Source organism: Prevotella pectinovora, from assembly GCF_000834015.1.
GTDB lineage: Bacteria > Bacteroidota > Bacteroidia > Bacteroidales > Bacteroidaceae > Prevotella > Prevotella pectinovora.
In genome coordinates, this window is sequence record NZ_JXQI01000003.1 from 51751 (window position 1) to 71606 (window position 19856).

The window sequence follows — 19856 nt, forward strand, 5'->3', positions numbered from 1 at the left end:
CGTTTTAGGGGTATGGTTTGACTTGCTTTATCCTTATGTCCGCAGATTTTTTCAATTCTGCGGATACACCAGGTTCTCTTCCTTAATATTGCGTAGTGTTTCGAGATATTTCTTCGATTCCCAGCGTGCCATTGGCAGGTCGTGCAGGAGCCAGTTGCCGCAGTCTTTAGGAGCAGCGCCAGGTATGTCACCTTCGAATCCGGCAACAAACTGGAACGTGCGTTTCATCAGTTCCACGATATCCTTCGATTCGTAGTCGCCGCGGATGAGCAGGTAGTTTCCGGTGAGGCATCCCATCGGTCCCCAATATATGATGCGGTCTTTCCACTCCTCGTCGTTGCGCAGATATGTGGCGGCCAGATGCTCTATGGTGTGCAGCGCTCCGGCGTGTAGAGCCGGTTCGCGGTTAGGCGCCTTCATGCGAATGTCGAATGTCGTTACCACTTCGCCGCCCACCTCGTCTTTGCGAGATACGTAGATGCCCGGCAGCAACAGTTCGTGATTGATGGTGAAACTTGGAATCTTCTTCATAGTGCTTACTGTATTTTTTTGTTGTGGATATTCAGTTCTGCTTTTGTCAGGGGGCACCGTCATAGCGGCAATCCTCCTTACGAATATATTCAGATTGTCAGATGCTCTGCAGGAAATGCTTTGTCACGTTGAACGATCCCTCGGCGAGGCGCGCCCAGAAATCGAAATACTGCGAAGCCTTGTTGTCTTTCAGCGGTATGTCGCTGATGATTCTGAAGCTGATGAACGGCACGTGGTATATGTGGCACGTCTGTGCTATCGAGCAACTCTCCATGTCCACAGCCTTTGCGTTCGGGAAATGCTCCAAGATGCCCCCCATCTTCTCCTTGCTGTCAACGAACCATTCTCCGCTCACTATCAGTCCGCCATGCACCGGAGTGTCGCCGCCAGCCGCCAGTGCTTTCTCCACGAGTTCCTTGGGAGCCTGGAATTTTGCCGGCATGCCGATAATCTGTCCGTATTCGCATTCGTCGCCACAGTAAGCGTCGTGGTATACATATTCCGTGCCCACCACCACGTCGGTGACGTTCATCTCCACGTCGGCGCCACCAGCCACGCCGGTAGAAATCACGAGGTCGGGAGCGTAGCGGTCAATCATCTCCACCGCTCCGATAGTACTGTTCACCTTTCCTATGCCGCATTTCTGTAGAATGATCTCTTTGTCTCCGATGCGTCCGGTCACGAAGTCTTTGTGGTGGAACCTTTCCACCGTGGTGTCGCTCAGTAGAGTCTTCAACTGTACGAACTCCTTGTCCATGGCGACGATAATTCCTATTTTCATATTCTGTTTTCTTTTTAATCTTTTTGCAAAGGTAATGCAAATCGAGTGGAGAACGAAATGAATTCCTTCATTTCTTATCCCGAGATGCCGCTTAGCTTATTATTTAAAGGTAATCATAGCCCGTTGGCGGAATTAGATTAGTGCATACTTAATCCTAATGTCAGTTTGTGTTAAACCCAAATCGGTCATTAGGACGTTTAAAGTGTAATTTTAATAACTGCTTGCAGTCTTTTGTTTTTTATAAGGTGTCTTTTGCTTGTTTTTAATTCGCAATAGCTCGCTATTACTCATTAAAAGCCAAACAAAATCCACTCTTCTAAAATAACAAAATCCAAGCAAGCCCTAATAACCGATTTGGGTTAAAATGGGCAACGTGCTTGCCCAAGTGGGGCAACGTGCTTACCCATCATGGGCAACGTGCTTGCCCCTGTTGGGCAGATTTGCTGTAAGGCGTCTGCCCAATAAGCTAATGTTGTAACACCCATATTCCTGTTTTCAGGATTCTGCCAACGCATACAATTCCTGTCGTCTGAATTCCTTTCATCTGATAATTCTTTTCATCTGACAATTCTCTTTTCATCAGCAAACCATCCAGACAATAGGCTGACAATTGCCTGACAGTCAACTGTCTGATTGCCAGAATATTACGACAAAAAACCAGACAATCTGACAGTTTTTCAGAAATTCTCGTTTTTGCTAAGAATCAGCGATATGGGCAACTTTTGCTCATATCGACCAACTTAAACCCAAATCGGTCATTAGGCCGTTTAATGTATAATTTTAATAACTGCTTGCAGTCTTTTGCTTTTTATAAGGCGTCTTTTGCTTGTTTTTAATTCGCAATAGCCCGCTATTACTCATTAAAAGCCAAACAAAATCCACTCTTCTAAAAAACAAAATCCAGGCAAGCCCTAATGACCGATTTGGGTTAAATTAATTCCGCCAACGGGTAATCATAATATATAATTTTGCAATGCAAAGTTCAACTTTCCATTTCCCGATACCTGTAATTCATTTGTTTTGTCTAAATTTGCAAACGAAAAGAAGACAATAAACAATTTATAGCTATAATGAAAAACTGGAAACAATATCTGCCGGACGTGCTGGCAGTGCTGCTCTTTGCAGTGATTTCTTTCGCCTATTTCTTTCCTGCCGACATCGACGGCAAGGTGCTCTTCCGCCACGACTCCCAAGCCGGAGTAGGACTCGGACATGAAGCACAGGAATATCGTGACCGCACCGACGGCGACATCACTCGCTGGACGGGATCCGGATTCTGCGGTATGCCGACATATCAGATTTCGCCGGCATACAAGAGTCTCACCACGCTCACAGACATCGTAGACGTGTATCATCTGGGACTGCCCGAAAACGTGTGGTATCTTTTCGTCTACCTGCTCGGATTCTATATCATGCTCAGGGCGTTCAACTTCAAGACCTATCTTGCAGCGCTCGGTTCCGTGGTGTGGGCATTCTCCAGCTATTTCCTCATCATCATCGCTGCCGGACATATCTGGAAGGTGATGGCACTGGCATATCTGCCGCCTATGATAGGAGGTATTGTGCTGGCATACAGAGGAAAATACCTCTGGGGACTCTTCGTCACGGCGCTCTTCACGGCATTTGAGATATTTGCCAACCACGTGCAGATGACATACTATTATCTCTTCATCATCTTCTTCATGGTAGTGGCATACCTCGTTGACGCCATCCGCAAGAAGCAGATGGCACACTTCCTGAAAGCCACCGGAGTGTGTGCCCTCGGAGCCCTCATCGGAGTGAGCATCAACCTCAGCAACCTCTATCACACCTGGGAATACAGCAAGGAGTCGATGAGAGGCAAGAGCGAGCTCGTGAAGCAGCGCTCAGCCAACCAGACCGACAGCGGACTGGAGCGCGACTACATCACTCAGTGGAGCTACGGAGTGGACGAGACATGGACGCTGCTCGTGCCAAACACCAAGGGAGGAGCCTCGGTGCCATTGGCGCAGAGCGAGACGGCGATGCAGAAGGCAGACCCGCAGTTCATGGAGGTATACCAGCAGCTCGGACAATACTGGGGCGACCAGCCAATGACCAGCGGGCCGGTGTATGTGGGAGCCTTCGTGCTGATGCTCTTCTTCCTGGGAGCCCTGATAGTGAAGGGACCTATAAAGTGGGCGCTCGTGGCAGCCACCTATCTTTCCGTGATGCTATCGTGGGGACATAACTTCATGGGACTGACAGATTTCTTCATCGACTATATGCCGATGTATGCCAAGTTCCGCACCGTGGCGTCGATACTCGTCATCGCCGAGTTCACCATCCCGCTCCTCGCCATGCTCGCCCTGAAGGAATTAATAGAACACCCGGAAGTGTTGCAGGAGAAACTCACCATGCGCGACAAGCTGCCGGTTACGATATTCGTGTCGTGGCTGTCAGTCTTCGCCCGCAAAAAGCGCGACTATATCCTCATCAGCTTCCTTATGACGGCAGGAATTGCCCTCGCCTTTGCATTGATGCCTACGGCATTCTTCTCCGACTTCGTGTCGCAGAACGAGATGCGCGCTCTCTCGCAGATACCTCAGGAATATCTCAATCCGCTGCTCGCCAACCTTCGCCAGATGCGCATCGCCGTGTTTACGGCAGACTGCTGGCGCTCGTTCTTCATCATACTCATCGGCAGCGCCTTCCTCATGGCTTTCATATACAGGAAACTCAATGCCAAAGCCATGGTAGGACTCATCTGCGTGCTCTGTCTCGTTGACATGTGGCAGATAGACAAACGCTATCTCAACGACGGAATGTTCGTGGAGAAGAGCGTGCGCGAGAATCCTATCCAGATGACGGCTACCGACAAGCAGATACTGCAGGACAAGACCGAGTGTGGCAACTACCGCGTGCTCAACTTCGCGTCGAATACCTTCAGCGAGAACGAGACGTCATACTTCCACAAGAGTCTCGGCGGATACCATCCGGCCAAGCTGCGCCGCTATCAGGAGATGATAGAGCGCTATATCCAGCCGCAGATGCAGAAGGCTATGACGGCAATCGTTGAGGCCGGCGGAGACATGACAAAGGTGAACGGCGACAGCATCTATCCTGTGATAAGCATGCTAAACGCCAAATATTTCGTGATGCCGCTCAACGGCGGACAGACAGTGCCTATCATGAACCCCTATGCCTATGGAGTGGCATGGTTTGTGGATAAGGTAAGCTTCGTAGACAATGCCAACCAGGAGATGGATCTTATGGCGAAGATAGACCTGCGCCACGAGGCTGTGGCAGACAAGAAATTCGCACGGCAGATAGGCAACGCCACGAAGCAGGACGGCAACTCGCTCGTCACCATCACCTCATACCAGCCAAACGAGCTGACCTACGACGTGAACTCCGACAAGGGTGGAGTAGTGGTGTTCTCAGAGGTGTACTATCCGGGCTGGACAGCCACCGTTGACGGACAGCCGGTAGGGATGGGACGGGTGAACTATATCCTGCGTGCCATCAACGTGAAACCGGGCAAACACAAGGTGGTGCTCACCTTCAAGCCAGCCACGGTGACTACCACAGAGACCATTGCCTATATAGGATATTCACTGCTCGTCGTAATCCTCCTGCTGCTCGTATATAGAGAATACAGAAGACGCAAGGCAGGCAAGACAGAAGAGTAGAAACCGAAACTGACAAACTATAGATCTAAGATGAAGAAACTATTGTCACTTCCGCCAAACTTGGTGGACTGCTTTCATGATATCACCGGATACGACAGGAAGGAGTGGTTCTGCTCCAATGACCCGGTAGGGAAGAAACTCGGTTCGGGAGGCGGCACCACATGGCTGCTGCAACAGGCTTATGCCGCCGATGCCGCCGGAAAGACCTTCGACGAATGGCTTTCTGCCGACAGACGCCTTATCCTGCATGCCGGCGGACAGAGCCGACGGTTGCCTGCATACGCCCCGTCGGGAAAGATTCTGACGCCGATACCCGTGTTTCGATGGGAGCGCGGACAGAGACTGTCGCAAGATCTGCTCTCGTTGCAGATACCGCTATATAAGCAGATAATGGATGCAGCGCCACGCTCGCTTCACACTATGATAGTGAGCGGTGACGTGTATATCCGTGCCACCGCCCCCCTGGGCGACATACCCGAGGCAGACGTGGTGTGCTACGGACTATGGCTCGGACCGGAGATAGCCAAAGACCACGGCGTTTTCGTGTCGCGCCGCGACAACCCCACAGAGATGGAATGCATGCTCCAGAAGCCATCGGTGAAGACTCTGGGCGAACTTCTCAACACCCACCTCTATCTCACCGACATCGGCATCTGGCTGCTCAGCGACAAGGCGGTGAAGATGCTCATGAAGAAATCGCTGAAGAATGGCGACCTGACAAGTGGCGATATAATCAACTACGACATGTATTCAGAGTTCGGCTGCGCCCTCGGCGACAAACCGACGTCGCCAGACAGTGACCTGGCCGACCTCACCGTCGCCGTGCTCCCGTTGCCGGGCGGCGAGTTCTACCATTATGGCACGAGCCACGAGATACTCTCATCCACGCTCGCCATACAGAACCTCGTGAACGACCAGCGCGAAATCATGCACCACTCCCTCAAGCCGCATCCCTCACTCTTCGTGCAGAATGCTGAGAGAGACTGTCAGCTGACGGCAGAGAACCAGAACATCTGGATAGAGAACAGTTGGGTGGGCAAGAACTGGACTCTCACCCGCGAGAATATCATCACCGGAGTGCCGGAGAATGACTGGAGCCTGCATTTGCAGCCAGGACAGTGTGTTGACATCGTGCCGGTGGAAGAGAACGGATACGTGGTGCGCCCCTATGGATTCAATGACAAGTTCCGTGGCAATCTCTCCGACCCATCAGTGGAATACCTCGGAATGCCATTCACGCAATGGGCTGCAGAGCGCAACATAGATATAAACTGCATCGACGGAAAAGAAGACCTGCAGTCTGCCCGCATATTCCCAGTGGTATACGATACCTACGGCATGCAGCTGCTGCTGCGCTGGATGATAGACGGCAGACAGGAGCTCAGCGAGGAGGAACGTGATGAAGCTCTCGCTCTCTGGCAGGAGGCACGCCGCCTCAGTGCTGACGACATCTCTAACGAGGCAGACCTCGAACGCCTCACCAGACAGCGCAACGAATTCAGAGCGTCGAGCTGGGCATCGGTGGCAAAGAACTATCGCCACAGCGTGTTCTATCAGGTGGACCTCAGCGATGCCGCAAAGGAGTTTGCCCTCTACGGCATCCCGGCTCCGGAACCTATTGCCGACTCCGCTCCGCTGCTGACGAGGATACACGACAACATGTTCCGCTCAGAACTGTCGAGACGCTGCGGCGACACTTCTGGTTCGGCGGAATTTGAAGAGAAGGCTTTCGCCCTTCTCCGTCAGGGGCTCATCGCTCCGCAGGCCGCCGTGAAGCAGCAGCCACGCATGTCGGTATATGCCGACCAGATAGTGTGGGCACGCAGTCCGGTGAGGATCGACATCGCCGGCGGATGGACCGATACGCCGCCATATTGCCTGATGGAAGGCGGAAACGTGATAAACCTCGCTATAGAACTCAACGGCCAGCCGCCGTTGCAGGCATACATCAGACCCTGCAGCGAACCGCATATCATACTGCGGAGCATCGACCTGGGAGCCTCTGAGCAGATAACGACATTCGAACAGCTCGCTGACTTCAGACACGTGGGCAGTCCGTTCTCCATCCCCAAGGCAGCCCTCGCCCTTGCCGGATTCCTTCCGGCATACGCCGTGGAGCAGCACAATACGCTGAAAGACCAGCTGATGGTATTCGGTTGCGGAATAGAACTGACATTGCTATCTGCCATCCCTGCCGGCAGCGGACTGGGCACGAGCAGTGTGCTCGCCGCCACAGTGCTTGGAGCCTTGAACGACTTCTGCGGACTCTCCTGGGACAAGGGAGAGATAGGCAGGCGCACTCTGGCATTGGAGCAGATGCTCACCACCGGTGGAGGCTGGCAAGACCAGTTCGGCGGAGTGCTCGAAGGAGTGAAACTGCTGCAGACGGAGCGTGGCTTCGACCAGAACCCTACGGTGCGCTGGTTGCCGGGCGACCTCTTCACCCGCAATGAATACAAGGCTTGCCATCTGCTGTACTACACAGGAATCACACGCACGGCAAAGACCATCCTCTCGGAGATAGTCAGACGGATGTTCCTCAACCACAGTGGAGAACTCGCTATGCTCAGAGACATGAAATGCCATACGCTCGACATGTATGACGCCATACAGCGTGCCGATTTCCAGCGCATGGGAGGACTGATACGCAAGACCTGGACGCAGAACCAGGCGATGGACAGCGGTACCAATCCCGACAGCGTGAGGGCGATAACGAATATGGTCGACGACCTCTGCCTCGGCTACAAACTGCCGGGAGCCGGTGGCGGCGGCTATCTGTATATGGTGGCAAAAGATCAGGAAGCGGCAGCCCGCATCCGCAAGATAATCAATGAGAACCGTCCCAACGCCAATGCCCGCTTCGTTGACATGACGCTCAGCGAAACCGGTCTGCAGGTGAGCCGCAGCTAAGTGAGGCTCAAAGATAAAATCATTGGATGATATGATATTCAGAACAGAAGTAGACATACCAAAGCCGACATTCAGCATAGAGCCATTGGAGCAGATGCTGTTTGTCGGCTCTTGTTTCGCCGACAATATCGGGCGCCGGTTTGCCGACGAAAAATTCCGTGCCGTGGTGAACCCCTACGGCGTGATGTATAATCCGGTGAGCATCCTGCACACCGTGCGCCGCTTCGCCATGCCGTTGCAAGCTGACAGCTACGACCGTCTGGTGTGCGTCTTCACCCTCGGCACCAACCACGTCTATCGTCTGCGAGAGACCGGCGAGATTGTGGACAACTGCCAGAAGCGTCCGCAACGCCTCTTTCAGGAAGAAGAACTCACCATCGACCAGTGTCGGGATGCCCTCGCCGAGGCAATAGGCATTCTCCGTGGCGTATGTCGGGACCTGAAGGTGATAGTGACCGTCAGTCCCATCCGCTATGCCAAATACGGATTCCATGGCAGTCAGCTATCCAAGGCGACACTGCTTCTGGCTGCCGACAAACTCTGTAGTGAATACGACTGCTGCAGCTATTTCCCGGCCTATGAGATAGTGAACGACGAACTGCGCGACTATCGCTTCTATAAGGAAGACATGCTCCATCCCTCGGATCAGACCGTCAGCTATATCTGGGAGCGCCTTTCGTCCCTATATTTCAGTGCTGCCACCAATGTATTTCTCAACCGCTGGCGACCCATCCGTGAGGCTCTCGGCCATAAGCCCTTCAATCCCGACAGCGAAGAACATAAGCTCTTCGTGCAGCGCACTCAGCAGAAAATCGCTGACTTGAAAAAGGATTATCCGCTGCTTGATGTCTAACCACCAAACGGCCTGATGACCTCTATTGTGTTGTTTTTCTGTTGTTTATTGAAAAAAATAAGTCCGGGGTTAATCATTTTGCATTTTTTTATGTACTTTTGTAATTAGAAACAAGAAAGAGCACCGTCGCAAGTCAAAAGAAAGGAATGGTCATGGCGGTGGATGCCTTTGAAGAGGCAATGAGATTGTTTCGAGTAATTACCCACTAAACCAACTAAAACTCATCAGTTATGGATCAGAACTATCAACCACAGCAGCCTAATCAGCAGTATAATAACGGTTATGGTAACAACAACGGCTATCAGAACAATGGCGGCTTCCAGAATAATGGTGGCTTCCAGAATAACGGCGGCTTCCAGAATGGCTTCGGCAACGGCAACATGCCTCCAAAGCCAGACAACAATATGGTGCTTGCCATCCTCGTCACTTTGTGTTGCTGTCTGCCCCTCGGCATCGTAGGTATCGTGAAGGCAAGTCAGGTGAACTCACTCTATATGGCAGGTCAGTATCAGGCTGCCGTGGCATCAGCTGCCGACGCCAAGAAATGGAGTATGATAGGACTTATCTCCGGATTGGTGATTAATGTAATTTCGTTCATATTTTATTTCATGGCAGGTATGTGCAGTGCAATGATGTAGAGCAAAACTGACAGGTGGCATACTCCAAGCGTATATATATAATAATAGGTATAACGGCGGTCATCCTGGGCGGACTGTTTCTCGTAGACCCGTCTAACGCTGTCTACGCTCCCAAATGTCCGATGAAACTCATCACCGGACTGAGCTGTCCCGCCTGTGGCATACAGCGCTTCCTGCATGCTCTGCTCCACGGCGAACCGATGGCGGCGCTGCGCTATAACTATTATCTCGCCTTTTCGCTGCCATACGCCCTGCTCTTCATAGTGGAGTGGGCGATGCCGCATGGCAAGAGGCGCGATGCCTTGGCCAGGGTGATAGAACACCGCTGCGTGGTGTGGTTCTATATCATCACCTTCTTCATCTGGATGATAGTGAGAAACATCCTTGGCATTTGACGACCATATACATATCCCCCTTGTCTACTCGTATCTTGTCACCTTGTTTACAGCCAAAGCAAATTGAAAGCCTGCGAAACTTTAAACCCAAATCGGTCATTAGGGCTTGCTTGGATTTTGATTTTTTAGAAGGATGGATTTTGTTTGGCTTTTGATGAGTAATAGCGAGCTATTGCGAATTAAAAACAAGCAAAAGACGCCTTATAAAAAGCAAAAGACTGCAAGCAGTTATAAAATATTACATTGAACGGCCTAATGACCGTTTTGGGTTAAAATATTATATTCACCCGATAACCCTCCTGTGATATGGACAGAAATCAGATAGACCAGCTGTTTATGGTATACGGCAGCAAGATTCCCGCAAACATGTATCCGATGGTGAAGAGCCGTCTGGAGACAATGGACAGCAATACCGCCAACGTCGCCTTCATGCAGATGAAAGACCCCACCATCAGTCTGCTGATATCAATATTCCTTGGCGGCTACGGCATCGACCGTATGTATATCGGCGATGTTGGTCTCGGTGTCATCAAGCTGCTCACCTGTGGCGGATGTGGAGTGTGGTGGCTCGTCGACCTCTTCCTCATCATGGACAAGACCAAGGAGAAGAACGCCCAACTGCTGCTAAACGGCGGTATGATGGGCAACGGATTCTGATCTGTTCCGGTCAATGGATTTATGTCGAAATTGGGCACGGGCGTTGCCCATTTTCCGGTGGTTTACTATCTTTTTCTAAGGTCGTGGTGTTTTATATCAGCAAGGCAAAGCCATGACACAAAAGAACTGAAACCTTGCAGATGAAAGGTCTGCCTATTGCAGATTGGTAGAATATACCCTGCTTTCTGACTATTTGTCGGTTGGCGGGGCTTTTTTTATGCCTGATAGTCAGAGACTTCTGCCGATTTGTCGTGCTTCTTCGCGTGGTATGCCCTTTGCGCTATCGGTAGCGAACAGAATGAACAAAACCCGAATCGGTCATTAAGACTTGTTTGGATTTCACATCTTTAGGATATTATCTCAAACGGCCTGATGACTGTTTGATGTTAAGGTAAAAAGAATCAGGATAAAGAATAATAACAAAAGAAAGGAGATAAAAATATGACATTCGACAAGTTTACAATCAAGGCGCAGGAGGTGGTGCAGCAAGCCGTCAACACCGCGCAGCAGAACGGTCAGCAGACTATCGAACCTGTACACATCCTCAAGGGAATACTCCTCAAGGGACGTGATGTAGCCAACTTCATCTTCCAGAAGCTCGGCGTCAACGCACAGCAGATAGAGACCCTTGCCGACCAGGAGATACAACACCTGCCGAGAGTTCAGGGCGGACAGCCATATCTCTCTACCGACGCCAACAATGTGCTCGCCAAATCGCAGAGCCTTGCAAAGCAGATGGGCGACGAGTTTGTCAGCGTGGAGACGATTCTCCTGGCTGTCATTTCAGATGGAGCCACGGCAGGCAGAATATTGAAAGACGCCGGGTGCACGGAGAACGACATGCGCAAGGCAATTCTCGAATTACGGCAGGGACAGAAGGTGAGCTCGCAGAGCGGCGACGAGAACTATCAGAGTCTCGACAAATACGCCAAGAACCTCGTGGAGCAGGCACGCTCCGGCAAACTCGACCCAGTGATAGGCCGTGACGACGAAATCAGACGAGTATTGCAGATACTGTCTCGGCGTACCAAGAACAACCCGATCCTCATCGGTGAGCCGGGAACCGGTAAGACAGCCATCGTGGAAGGACTCGCCGAGCGTATCGTCAGAGGTGACGTGCCGGAGAATCTGAAAGACAAACAGCTCTATTCTCTCGATATGGGAGCACTTGTGGCAGGAGCCAAATACAAGGGCGAGTTTGAGGAAAGACTCAAGAGCGTAATCAACGAGGTGACCAAGAGCGAAGGCCGCATAATCCTCTTCATCGATGAGATACACACCCTCGTGGGAGCCGGAGGCGGAGAGGGAGCCATGGATGCCGCAAACATCCTGAAGCCGGCATTGGCACGTGGAGAACTCAGGGCCATCGGAGCCACCACACTCAACGAATATCAGAAATATTTCGAGAAGGACAAGGCTCTGGAAAGACGATTCCAGACTGTGATGGTGGACGAGCCAGACGAGATGAGCGCCATCTCAATCCTGCGTGGACTGAAGGAGCGCTACGAGAACCACCACAAGGTGCGTATACAGGATGATGCCTGCATTGCCGCCGTAAAACTCTCAGAGAGATACATCAGCGACCGTTTCCTGCCAGACAAGGCAATCGACCTCATGGATGAGGCTGCAGCAAAACTCCGTATGGAGCGTGACTCCGTGCCTGAGGAACTCGACGAGATTACGCGTAAGTTGAAACAGCTCGAGATTGAGCGCGAGGCAATAAAGCGAGAGAACGACCAGCCCAAGATTGATCAGCTCGACAAGGATGTTGCCGACCTGAGAGAACAGGAGAAGCAGTATAGAGCCAAATGGGAAGGAGAGAAAGCCCTCGTGAACAAGATTCAGGAAGACAAGCAGCAGATTGAGAACCTGAAGATTGAGGCTGAACGTGCCGAGCGCGAAGGCAACTATGAGCGTGTGGCAGAGATACGCTACAGTAAACTGAAGTCGCTGCAAGAGGACATCAACGCCATACAGAGTCAGCTGCGCAACGCACAAGGTGCTGAAGCCATGGTGAGAGAGGAAGTCACTGCCGATGATATAGCAGAAGTGGTGAGCCGCTGGACCGGAATACCAGTGACGCGTATGCTGCAAAGCGAGCGTGAGAAGCTGTTGCATCTTGAAGAGGAGCTCCACAAAAGAGTAATCGGACAGGATGAGGCAATCACCGCCGTCAGCGATGCCGTGCGTCGTAGCCGTGCCGGACTGCAGGATCCCAAGAGACCTATCGCCTCGTTCATCTTCCTCGGCACCACAGGTGTGGGTAAGACGGAGCTGGCAAAGGCACTCGCCGAATACCTCTTCAACGACGAGACGATGATGACGCGTATCGACATGAGCGAATATCAAGAGAAGTTCAGTGTGTCGAGACTCATCGGAGCACCTCCAGGATATGTAGGCTATGATGAGGGAGGACAGTTGACCGAGGCAGTGCGCCGCAAACCATATTCCGTCGTACTCTTCGACGAGATAGAGAAGGCACACCCCGACGTGTTCAACATCCTGCTGCAGGTGCTCGACGACGGTAGGCTTACCGACAACAAGGGAAGGACCGTAAACTTCAAGAACACCATCGTGATAATGACCTCCAACCTCGGAAGCCAGTACATACAGCAGGAGTTCGAGAAGCTCAACGCCCAGAACCGCGACACTATCATCAGCGACACCAAGCAGAAGGTGATGGAGATGCTGAAGAAGACCATCCGTCCGGAGTTCCTCAACCGTATCGACGAGACTATCATGTTCCTGCCGCTCACGAAGCAGGAGATAGCACAGGTAGTGACGTTGCAGATGAACGCCGTGAAGAAGATGCTCGAGCCACAGGGCTTCACGCTCAACGTGACCGATGCCGCAATACAGTATCTTGCCGACGCAGGCTTCGACCCGGAGTTCGGTGCACGTCCGGTGAAGAGAGCCATCCAGCGCCTCGTGCTCAACGATCTCTCAAAGAAAATCCTCGCCGAGGAGGTAAGCCGCGAGAAACCTATCGTTATCGATGCCAACGGCGCCGGTCTGCAGTTCAGAAACTGATGCGGGGTATAGGAATGAAACTGATTAATGAATGATAAAGAAAAAAACGGAGTATTGACCACAAAGGCCAGTATTCCGTTTTTTTGTTTCCATCCCCAATCAGCCTAATAGCCAAACGGCCATTAGAACTGAACCACAAACAGGCGTCATGATTGAACTTCTAACGGTAATTATGACTAATCCCTGATGTTCATTATGGCTAAACGTTCATTATGGCTAAACGGGGTAGATGGCCGTTGGGGAGTATTGGCGTCAAGTCCTTTTGGGCGCTTCGCTCTTGACAAACTGCATGGGAGTCATTCCCGTGTGTTGTTTGAAATAGCGGCAGAAGAACGAGAGATCGCTGAAATTGTATTCACCAGCCAACATCTTCATCGACGTGTTGCCGGAGCAGAGCGATAGCTTCAGTTGCATCACAACATATTCGTTTATCAGCGCCTTCACAGTGTTGCCCGTTACCCGCTGCGCTATAATGTTGAGATATTTTGGAGTGATGTTCAGCAGTGAGGCATAGTATGTCACATCGCGCGAATCCTTGAAATGAGTCTCGAGATACATCATGAAGAGATTGAAAAGTTCCCTTACCCTCGGACTGCCCTCTTCGGGTTTGCGCTTCTGCGGAAAACGGTAGATATAGTCGTAGAACCCTACGAAGAAAGCCTTCAGCTGGAGAAGCACGAGTTGGTCGAGACACATGGCTTCGGCACTCGTCATCATCGTGTGCAACCTGCTTGCCACGTTCCGTCTGCCGCTGCCCCTGCTTTGGATTCTGTGCGTGTTGTGTGGAATGGCAAAGATACAGGGCACCTTCGAATGCATGTCGAACATACAGTTGTGGATGACGCCGAAGCGCGACTTTGCCGTGTTCTTTCCGCTGCTGCATATCGTGCTGCTCACTTCGATAGAGTTTACGGGATACCTCGCGGCATGGTTCGCCTTCGACATGCATTGGACATACATGCACTGGCTGGTCATCCTGCTGATGATAGGTGTGCTGCTCGTCCAGGCACTGCTCACTCGCCCCTTCCATGCCATGCCGCAGATGGTGCCGCTCAAGGGTATAGACTTCTTCGGTGCGGTGTTGTGGTGTGTGTTCTGGTTGCAGGTGGCATGGCTGCTCGACTATGGCGACTGGCTCGACTGGTGGCACTCTTCGCAGTTCCGCCTCGTCTCAGGCTCCTCTCTGCTCACCTTTGCCGTATGCCTTCAAAGGATGCTCAATCACCCGAAGCCCTATTTCGAGTTAGCCATGTGGAGATACCACAATGTGGTGCCTGTGATATTGCTTATCGGAGTGGTGGAGGCTCTGTTCAGTACGGAGCACGTGCTCGAGATGGTATACTACGAAGAAGTGATGCATTATGCCGACCACACTTATGAGGAGCTCAACCAGTGGTCGCTGATAGGAATCTGGGCAGGTTGCCTCTTCTCGTTGGGATGGCTCAAGCTCATGCGCTGGAATGTGTACAAGCTCATCGCCGTGGCATTGTTCGCCTTCTGTCTCTATGCCGGAGGGTTCTATTTCCTCGTGGATTCAAGCATCGCCATCGAACAGCTCCGCCTGCCACTGGTGTGGCGCGGGTTCAGCTATGCCGTGTTGTGTATAGCCTTCATGTGGTGTCTGCATGAAATAATGTCGTTCGAGCATTTCTTCCAGGCGCTCGCCGTGTTCAATGTCCTCCATATGTTCGTGGGAGGACTCGTGGGAGCTTCGCTCCATGCCCGAGGGATGAAATACTATGTTGGTGACGGCTTTGCACGCTGCTCCGGCTATATCGACAGCGTGAGGATGTCGGCACGTCATGCCGACTTCCCGGCTATGATGGAGAGCATCACCCAGGGATTCATGGCGCAGAGCATCAAGATACTGTTCGGCTGGACGCTCATCGCCGCCCTGTTCTTTGCCATATTGATGCTCTTGTGGGACATCCCAATGGTGCGCCGCCATGTGAAACATATCCCTGACTGGCCCAAGGTGGGTATGGGAGTGCTCCGCGGTTTCCATCGCCAACAGCGTCTCAAGGAGCTGCGCCGGCAGCGCCGCCTCTCTCTGGTATAGAGCTATTGTGGCATGATGCCGCGCAGCATTCCCTATATGCCCGGAAAGCGGCTGTCGTGGCCTCTATATAATCGGTGACACTATATAAATCATAAAGGATGGCGGAGAAGAAAATCTACCATCCTTTTTTCTTGTTTTAATTTGGACGCTATCTCTTTTCTCTATATCTTTGCACTGGAAATTGCCGATACCCTTCGGCTTATGCCATGTTACACACATTTAAACAAAATAAAATTCTTTCTAACGATGAGCATTAAAGCATCAGCAGCTAAACTGCGAATTGACCGTGAACAGATTAAGGACTTCATGTTCTTGACCCTTGGCGTGATTATGTACGCCTTTGGTTACACAGCATTCATCTTGCCTGAGAAATTTGTGATGGGAGGCGTGTCGGGTTGCTCGGCACTTCTTTACTATGCATGGCATTTCCCACCAGCATATTCAATCTGGCTCCTCAACTTTCTCTTGCTTGGCATCGCCATCAAGACATTGTCAAGACAATTCATCGTGCGTACCGTGTTGGGAGTTACGATATTGTCTATCGTAGTGGCTGTTTTCCAGCCATTCTTCGCTGCGCATCCTGTAATCACAGCCGGCGAAGACAGATTCATGCACCTTCTTATCGGAGCGGTGCTCGGTGGTGGCGGACTCGGTCTTATCTATTCACACAACGGTTCTACCGGTGGTACCGACATCGTTATCGCCATGCTCAACAAATATTTCCGCATGAGCTTCGGAAGAGCGATGCAGTTTGTGGATATCACCATCATTTCTTCCAGCTACCTGCTCTTCCACAGCACCGAGACAATCGTATATGGTGTGGCTTTCACGCTGATTGCCAGCTATATGTGCGACTATGTGGTGAACGGAGCAAGACAGACCGTGCAGTTTATCATCATATCAAGAAAATACCAGGAGATTGCCGATGTTATCAACAACAACGTGCGCCGCGGTGTTACCGTGGTTGAGGGTAAGGGATGGTATTCAAAGAATGAGGTGAACCTCCTCGTGGTGATGGCTCGCCGTCATGAGTCGCAGGATATATACAACTATATCAAGAAGATTGACTCCAATGCACTTGTGTCGCAGACCAACTGCCAGGGTATCTTCGGCGAAGGCTTTGACAATATAAAATAATAGAGATATACCCTCGGGAACGAGGGCAGCCTCAAGGCTTTACCCATATCCCGCGGATTGACATAATAGCTGGGAACTCTCTCTCAGTAAACGGGTTGGCAAGTAAACAAGGACCCTGAACCGGATTCTGCAATGCAGCGGCCGGTGATGTTCCTTGAGAGGATAAAAGAATATCCTTGTTTACTCGCCAACTCGTCAATTCGTTTTCTGACGGAAGGTCTGGCTACAGTACAAGAGACAAGGAAAAAAGATTATAACAACAAATACACAATGATATGGAACAGAGACTTTTGATTTATAATACTCTGACAAGAAGGAAAGTGCCGTTCGAACCATTGCATGCCCCCAACGTGGGAATGTATGTCTGTGGACCTACTGTTTATGGAGATCCACATCTGGGACACGCTCGTCCTGCTATAACATTCGACCTCGTATTCCGCTATCTCAAGCATCTCGGCTACAAGGTGCGCTACGTAAGAAACATCACCGATGTGGGCCATCTGGAGCATGATGCCGACGAGGGCGACGACAAGATAGAGAAGAAGGCACGCCTCGAACAGCTCGAACCGATGGAGATAGCACAATATTACACCAACCGCTACCACGACGCCATGAAGGCGCTCAACGTGCTGCCGCCCAGCATCGAGCCACACGCCTCGGGCCACATCATAGAGCAGGAGGAACTCGTGAAGCAGATCATCGACAACGGATTCGCTTACGAGAGCAACGGCAGCGTATACTTCGACATCGAGAAATACAACAAGAAATACCAGTATGGCATACTCTCACACCGCAACCTCGACGACGTGATAAACGAGAGCCGACAGCTCGACGGAGTGGGGGAGAAGCGCAACCAGGCAGACTTCGCCCTCTGGAAGAAAGCGTCGCCGGAGCATATCATGCGTTGGCCAAGTCCTTGGAGCGACGGATTCCCGGGATGGCACTGCGAGTGTACGGCGATGGGCCGCAAATACCTCGGCGACCACTTCGACATCCACGGCGGAGGAATGGACCTCGTGTTCCCACACCACGAGTGTGAGATAGCCCAGGCTGTGGCAAGCCAGGGCGACCAGATGGTGAAATACTGGATGCACAACAACATGCTCACCATCAACGGACAGAAGATGGGCAAGAGCCTCGGAAACTTCATCACCCTGGAGCAGTTCTTCACCGGCAAGCACCGTCTGCTCGACCAGGCATACTCGCCGATGACTATCCGCTTCTTCATGCTTTCGGCACACTATCGCGGAACAGTTGACTTCTCTAATGAAGCACTGAAGGCAAGCGAGAAGGGACTGGAGAAGCTGCTCAACGGCATCAGTGACCTCGGTCATGTGAACGTGAGCGACAAGTGCGACCCGGAGACAGAGAAGGTGGTGAAGGAGCTGCGCCAGAAGTGCTACGACGCCATGAACGACGATTTCGCCACACCACAGGTGATCAGTTATCTCTTCGAGGCATGCACCGTGATCAACAAGCTCATCGACCATAAGGCAACAATATGCAGCGAGTGTCTCGACGAACTTACTTCCACTATGCACACCTTCGCCTTCGACATCCTCGGACTCAAAGACGAGCGTGCCGACAGCAGCGATGCCCGTGAGGAGGCTTTCGGCAAGGTCATGGATATGGTGCTCGACCTTCGTGCCAAGGCAAAGGCTGCCAAAGACTGGGCTACGAGCGACCAGATTCGCGATGCTCTCAAGGAGGCCGGCTTCGAGGTGAACGACACCAAGGACGGTGTGACCTGGAGACTGAACAAATAAATAAGATAGATAATACAATCTTGGAACTATAAATAATGCGGATTGCTTATCCTGTTGGCAGGAAGGCAATCCGCATTATTGTTTATCCCAAATCTGTCATCAACAGATTAAGCCCTAATGACCGTTTGGGGTTTAAAGGTATTGCATCAATACATCCCAAACGGCGATGATATGGCACACACTGCCGGCGAGGACGAAGAAATGGAATACGCTGTGCATGTATTTGCGCTTGTTCAGACTGTAGAACACGGCCCCCGTGATATAGCTCACTCCCTCAGCGATAATCCATATCACCGCAGCCTCGCTCACATTGTTTATCAGTGGTTTGAAAGCCACGAGGATGCTCAATCCCATACCCACGAAACACGCCGTCTCCAGATTACTGTGGTCCTTCAGTCTTCTGAAACTCATCACCGTGCCCACGATGGCACACGTCCATATAAACACGAACAGTCCCCATCCCCATGCGCCGTCCTCTCTCAGTGCCGTCAGCGTCAGTGGCGAGTAGCTGCCTGCGATATGCCAGTAGATGGCGGCATGGTCCCATTTGCGCAATCTCTCTTTCCATACGCTCCGTGCGCTCAGCGCATGATACACCGTTGAGGCTATATACGAGCAAAGCATGCCGAAGAGATACAGCGACACGCCCGCCGTAGCCCATGCGTTCTGATGACCGATACAGAATATCAGGAACGCGATGCCCACGCCTACGCCCATCACCACGCCGCCGAAATGCGACCACGAATTCCACAACTCTTCCTTATGTGAAAAGTGAATCTTCATTGTCTCCTTTTATTAATTGTTTCTTTAGTGTCGAATATAGGAAATGTTTCTTATCTTATCCCGAGCCGCAGCTTATCTTATGCAAAGATAATGCAAGGCGTGATAAGCGCAAAGCGAAACCTTCAAAAACTTCGTGTTCCCAATCTTTTATATTTAACAAACCCGTTGGCGGAATAAAGTTAATCGATATGAGTAAAAGTTGCCATAACGCTGATTTTCAGTAAAAACCAAGAATTTCACAAAAACTGTCAGACCATCTGGTTTTTCATCGTAATACTCTGACAAACAGGTAGTTGACTACCTGGCAATTGTCAGCCAACTGTCTGGATGGTTTGCTGATGAAAGAAAATGTCAGATGTGGCGAATTCAGACGACAGGAATCGTATGCGCTGACAGAATTCTGGAAATAGGAACATGGGTGTTACAACATTAACTTTTGGGCAGATGCCTGACTGCAATTCTGCCCATCCGGGGCAAGCAGCGTGCCCCGGATGGGTAAGCACCGTGCCCCTGTTGGGCAAGCACCGTGCCCAATTTTTACCCAAATCGCTTTCTATGTTAATATCCAAATGTTTTGACCATTATTTTCAATTTATGCTGAGATTTTATATTCAGGGGTGAATGTTTGGCGATTTCTGACCATGGCTGTGACCAAATGTACAAGTT

Annotated in this window: 14 protein-coding genes; 10 read left to right on the forward strand and 4 right to left on the reverse strand. The window is 51.2% G+C overall.

The genetic code is table 11. From position 1 onward, the window contains the following. Positions 1–51 precede the first annotated feature (51 nt). Positions 52–531 carry an S-ribosylhomocysteine lyase gene (locus tag ST42_RS00275; protein ID WP_022316098.1) on the reverse strand — a complete coding sequence of 160 codons (480 nt, stop codon included), beginning with the start codon at positions 529–531 and terminating at the stop codon, positions 52–54. Between the two features lie 97 nt (positions 532–628). Next, on the reverse strand, positions 629–1312 hold the full coding sequence (locus ST42_RS00280; RefSeq protein ID WP_022316099.1) for a 5'-methylthioadenosine/adenosylhomocysteine nucleosidase: 684 nt from the start codon (positions 1310–1312) through the stop codon (positions 629–631). Between the two features lie 1070 nt (positions 1313–2382). Between ST42_RS00280 and ST42_RS00285 the strand changes: the two genes are divergently transcribed. The 7 genes from ST42_RS00285 to clpB all read left to right on the forward strand — a co-directional run bounded on the left by ST42_RS00285 (position 2383) and on the right by clpB (position 13445). Next, on the forward strand, positions 2383–4962 hold the full coding sequence (locus tag ST42_RS00285; RefSeq protein WP_044071800.1) for a YfhO family protein: 2580 nt from the start codon (positions 2383–2385) through the stop codon (positions 4960–4962). Between the two features lie 30 nt (positions 4963–4992). Next, positions 4993–7872: a bifunctional fucokinase/fucose-1-phosphate guanylyltransferase gene (locus tag ST42_RS00290; protein WP_044071802.1), complete on the forward strand. Its 2880-nt coding sequence runs from the start codon at positions 4993–4995 to the stop codon at positions 7870–7872. Positions 7873–7903: 31 nt separating this feature from the next. Next, entirely contained in the window at positions 7904–8725 is an 822-nt protein-coding gene (locus ST42_RS00295; RefSeq protein ID WP_042518364.1) for a GSCFA domain-containing protein, read from the forward strand. A 230-nt stretch (positions 8726–8955) separates the two neighbouring features. Next, the gene (locus ST42_RS14150) at positions 8956–9363 is read left to right on the forward strand and encodes a CD225/dispanin family protein (RefSeq protein ID WP_022316607.1); all 408 of its coding nucleotides are present in this window, start codon (positions 8956–8958) and stop codon (positions 9361–9363) included. A gap of 14 nt (positions 9364–9377) precedes the next feature. Then, entirely contained in the window at positions 9378–9758 is a 381-nt protein-coding gene (locus tag ST42_RS00305) for a DUF2752 domain-containing protein (RefSeq protein WP_022316606.1), read from the forward strand. 306 nt (positions 9759–10064) lie between these two features. Further along, positions 10065–10415, forward strand: coding sequence for a TM2 domain-containing protein (locus ST42_RS00310; RefSeq protein WP_044071803.1), 351 nt, complete (start codon positions 10065–10067; stop codon positions 10413–10415). A 441-nt stretch (positions 10416–10856) separates the two neighbouring features. Beyond that, positions 10857–13445 (forward strand): ATP-dependent chaperone ClpB, encoded by a 2589-nt coding sequence (clpB, locus tag ST42_RS00315; protein WP_044071805.1) that lies wholly within the window; start codon positions 10857–10859, stop codon positions 13443–13445. 252 nt (positions 13446–13697) lie between these two features. Here clpB and ST42_RS13945 read toward each other — a convergent pair whose 3' ends face one another. Then, positions 13698–14183, reverse strand: a complete 486-nt coding sequence (locus ST42_RS13945; protein ID WP_197068894.1) for a helix-turn-helix domain-containing protein — start codon at positions 14181–14183, stop codon at positions 13698–13700. Between ST42_RS13945 and ST42_RS00325 the strand changes: the two genes are divergently transcribed. From ST42_RS00325 to cysS, 3 genes are all read left to right on the forward strand, one after another. Beyond that, positions 14140–15504, forward strand: coding sequence for a hypothetical protein (locus ST42_RS00325; protein WP_052488167.1), 1365 nt, complete (start codon positions 14140–14142; stop codon positions 15502–15504). The two genes, ST42_RS13945 and ST42_RS00325, sit on opposite strands and share 44 nt — an antisense overlap. A gap of 246 nt (positions 15505–15750) precedes the next feature. Further along, the gene (locus ST42_RS00330; protein WP_022317417.1) at positions 15751–16641 is read left to right on the forward strand and encodes a YitT family protein; all 891 of its coding nucleotides are present in this window, start codon (positions 15751–15753) and stop codon (positions 16639–16641) included. Between the two features lie 275 nt (positions 16642–16916). Continuing rightward, on the forward strand, positions 16917–18407 hold the full coding sequence (gene cysS / locus ST42_RS00335; protein WP_044071807.1) for a cysteine--tRNA ligase: 1491 nt from the start codon (positions 16917–16919) through the stop codon (positions 18405–18407). A gap of 132 nt (positions 18408–18539) precedes the next feature. On the opposite strand, the gene trhA is transcribed toward cysS, so the two are convergent. Next, positions 18540–19190 (reverse strand): PAQR family membrane homeostasis protein TrhA, encoded by a 651-nt coding sequence (gene trhA, locus ST42_RS00340; protein WP_042518375.1) that lies wholly within the window; start codon positions 19188–19190, stop codon positions 18540–18542. Positions 19191–19856: the final 666 nt, after the last annotated feature.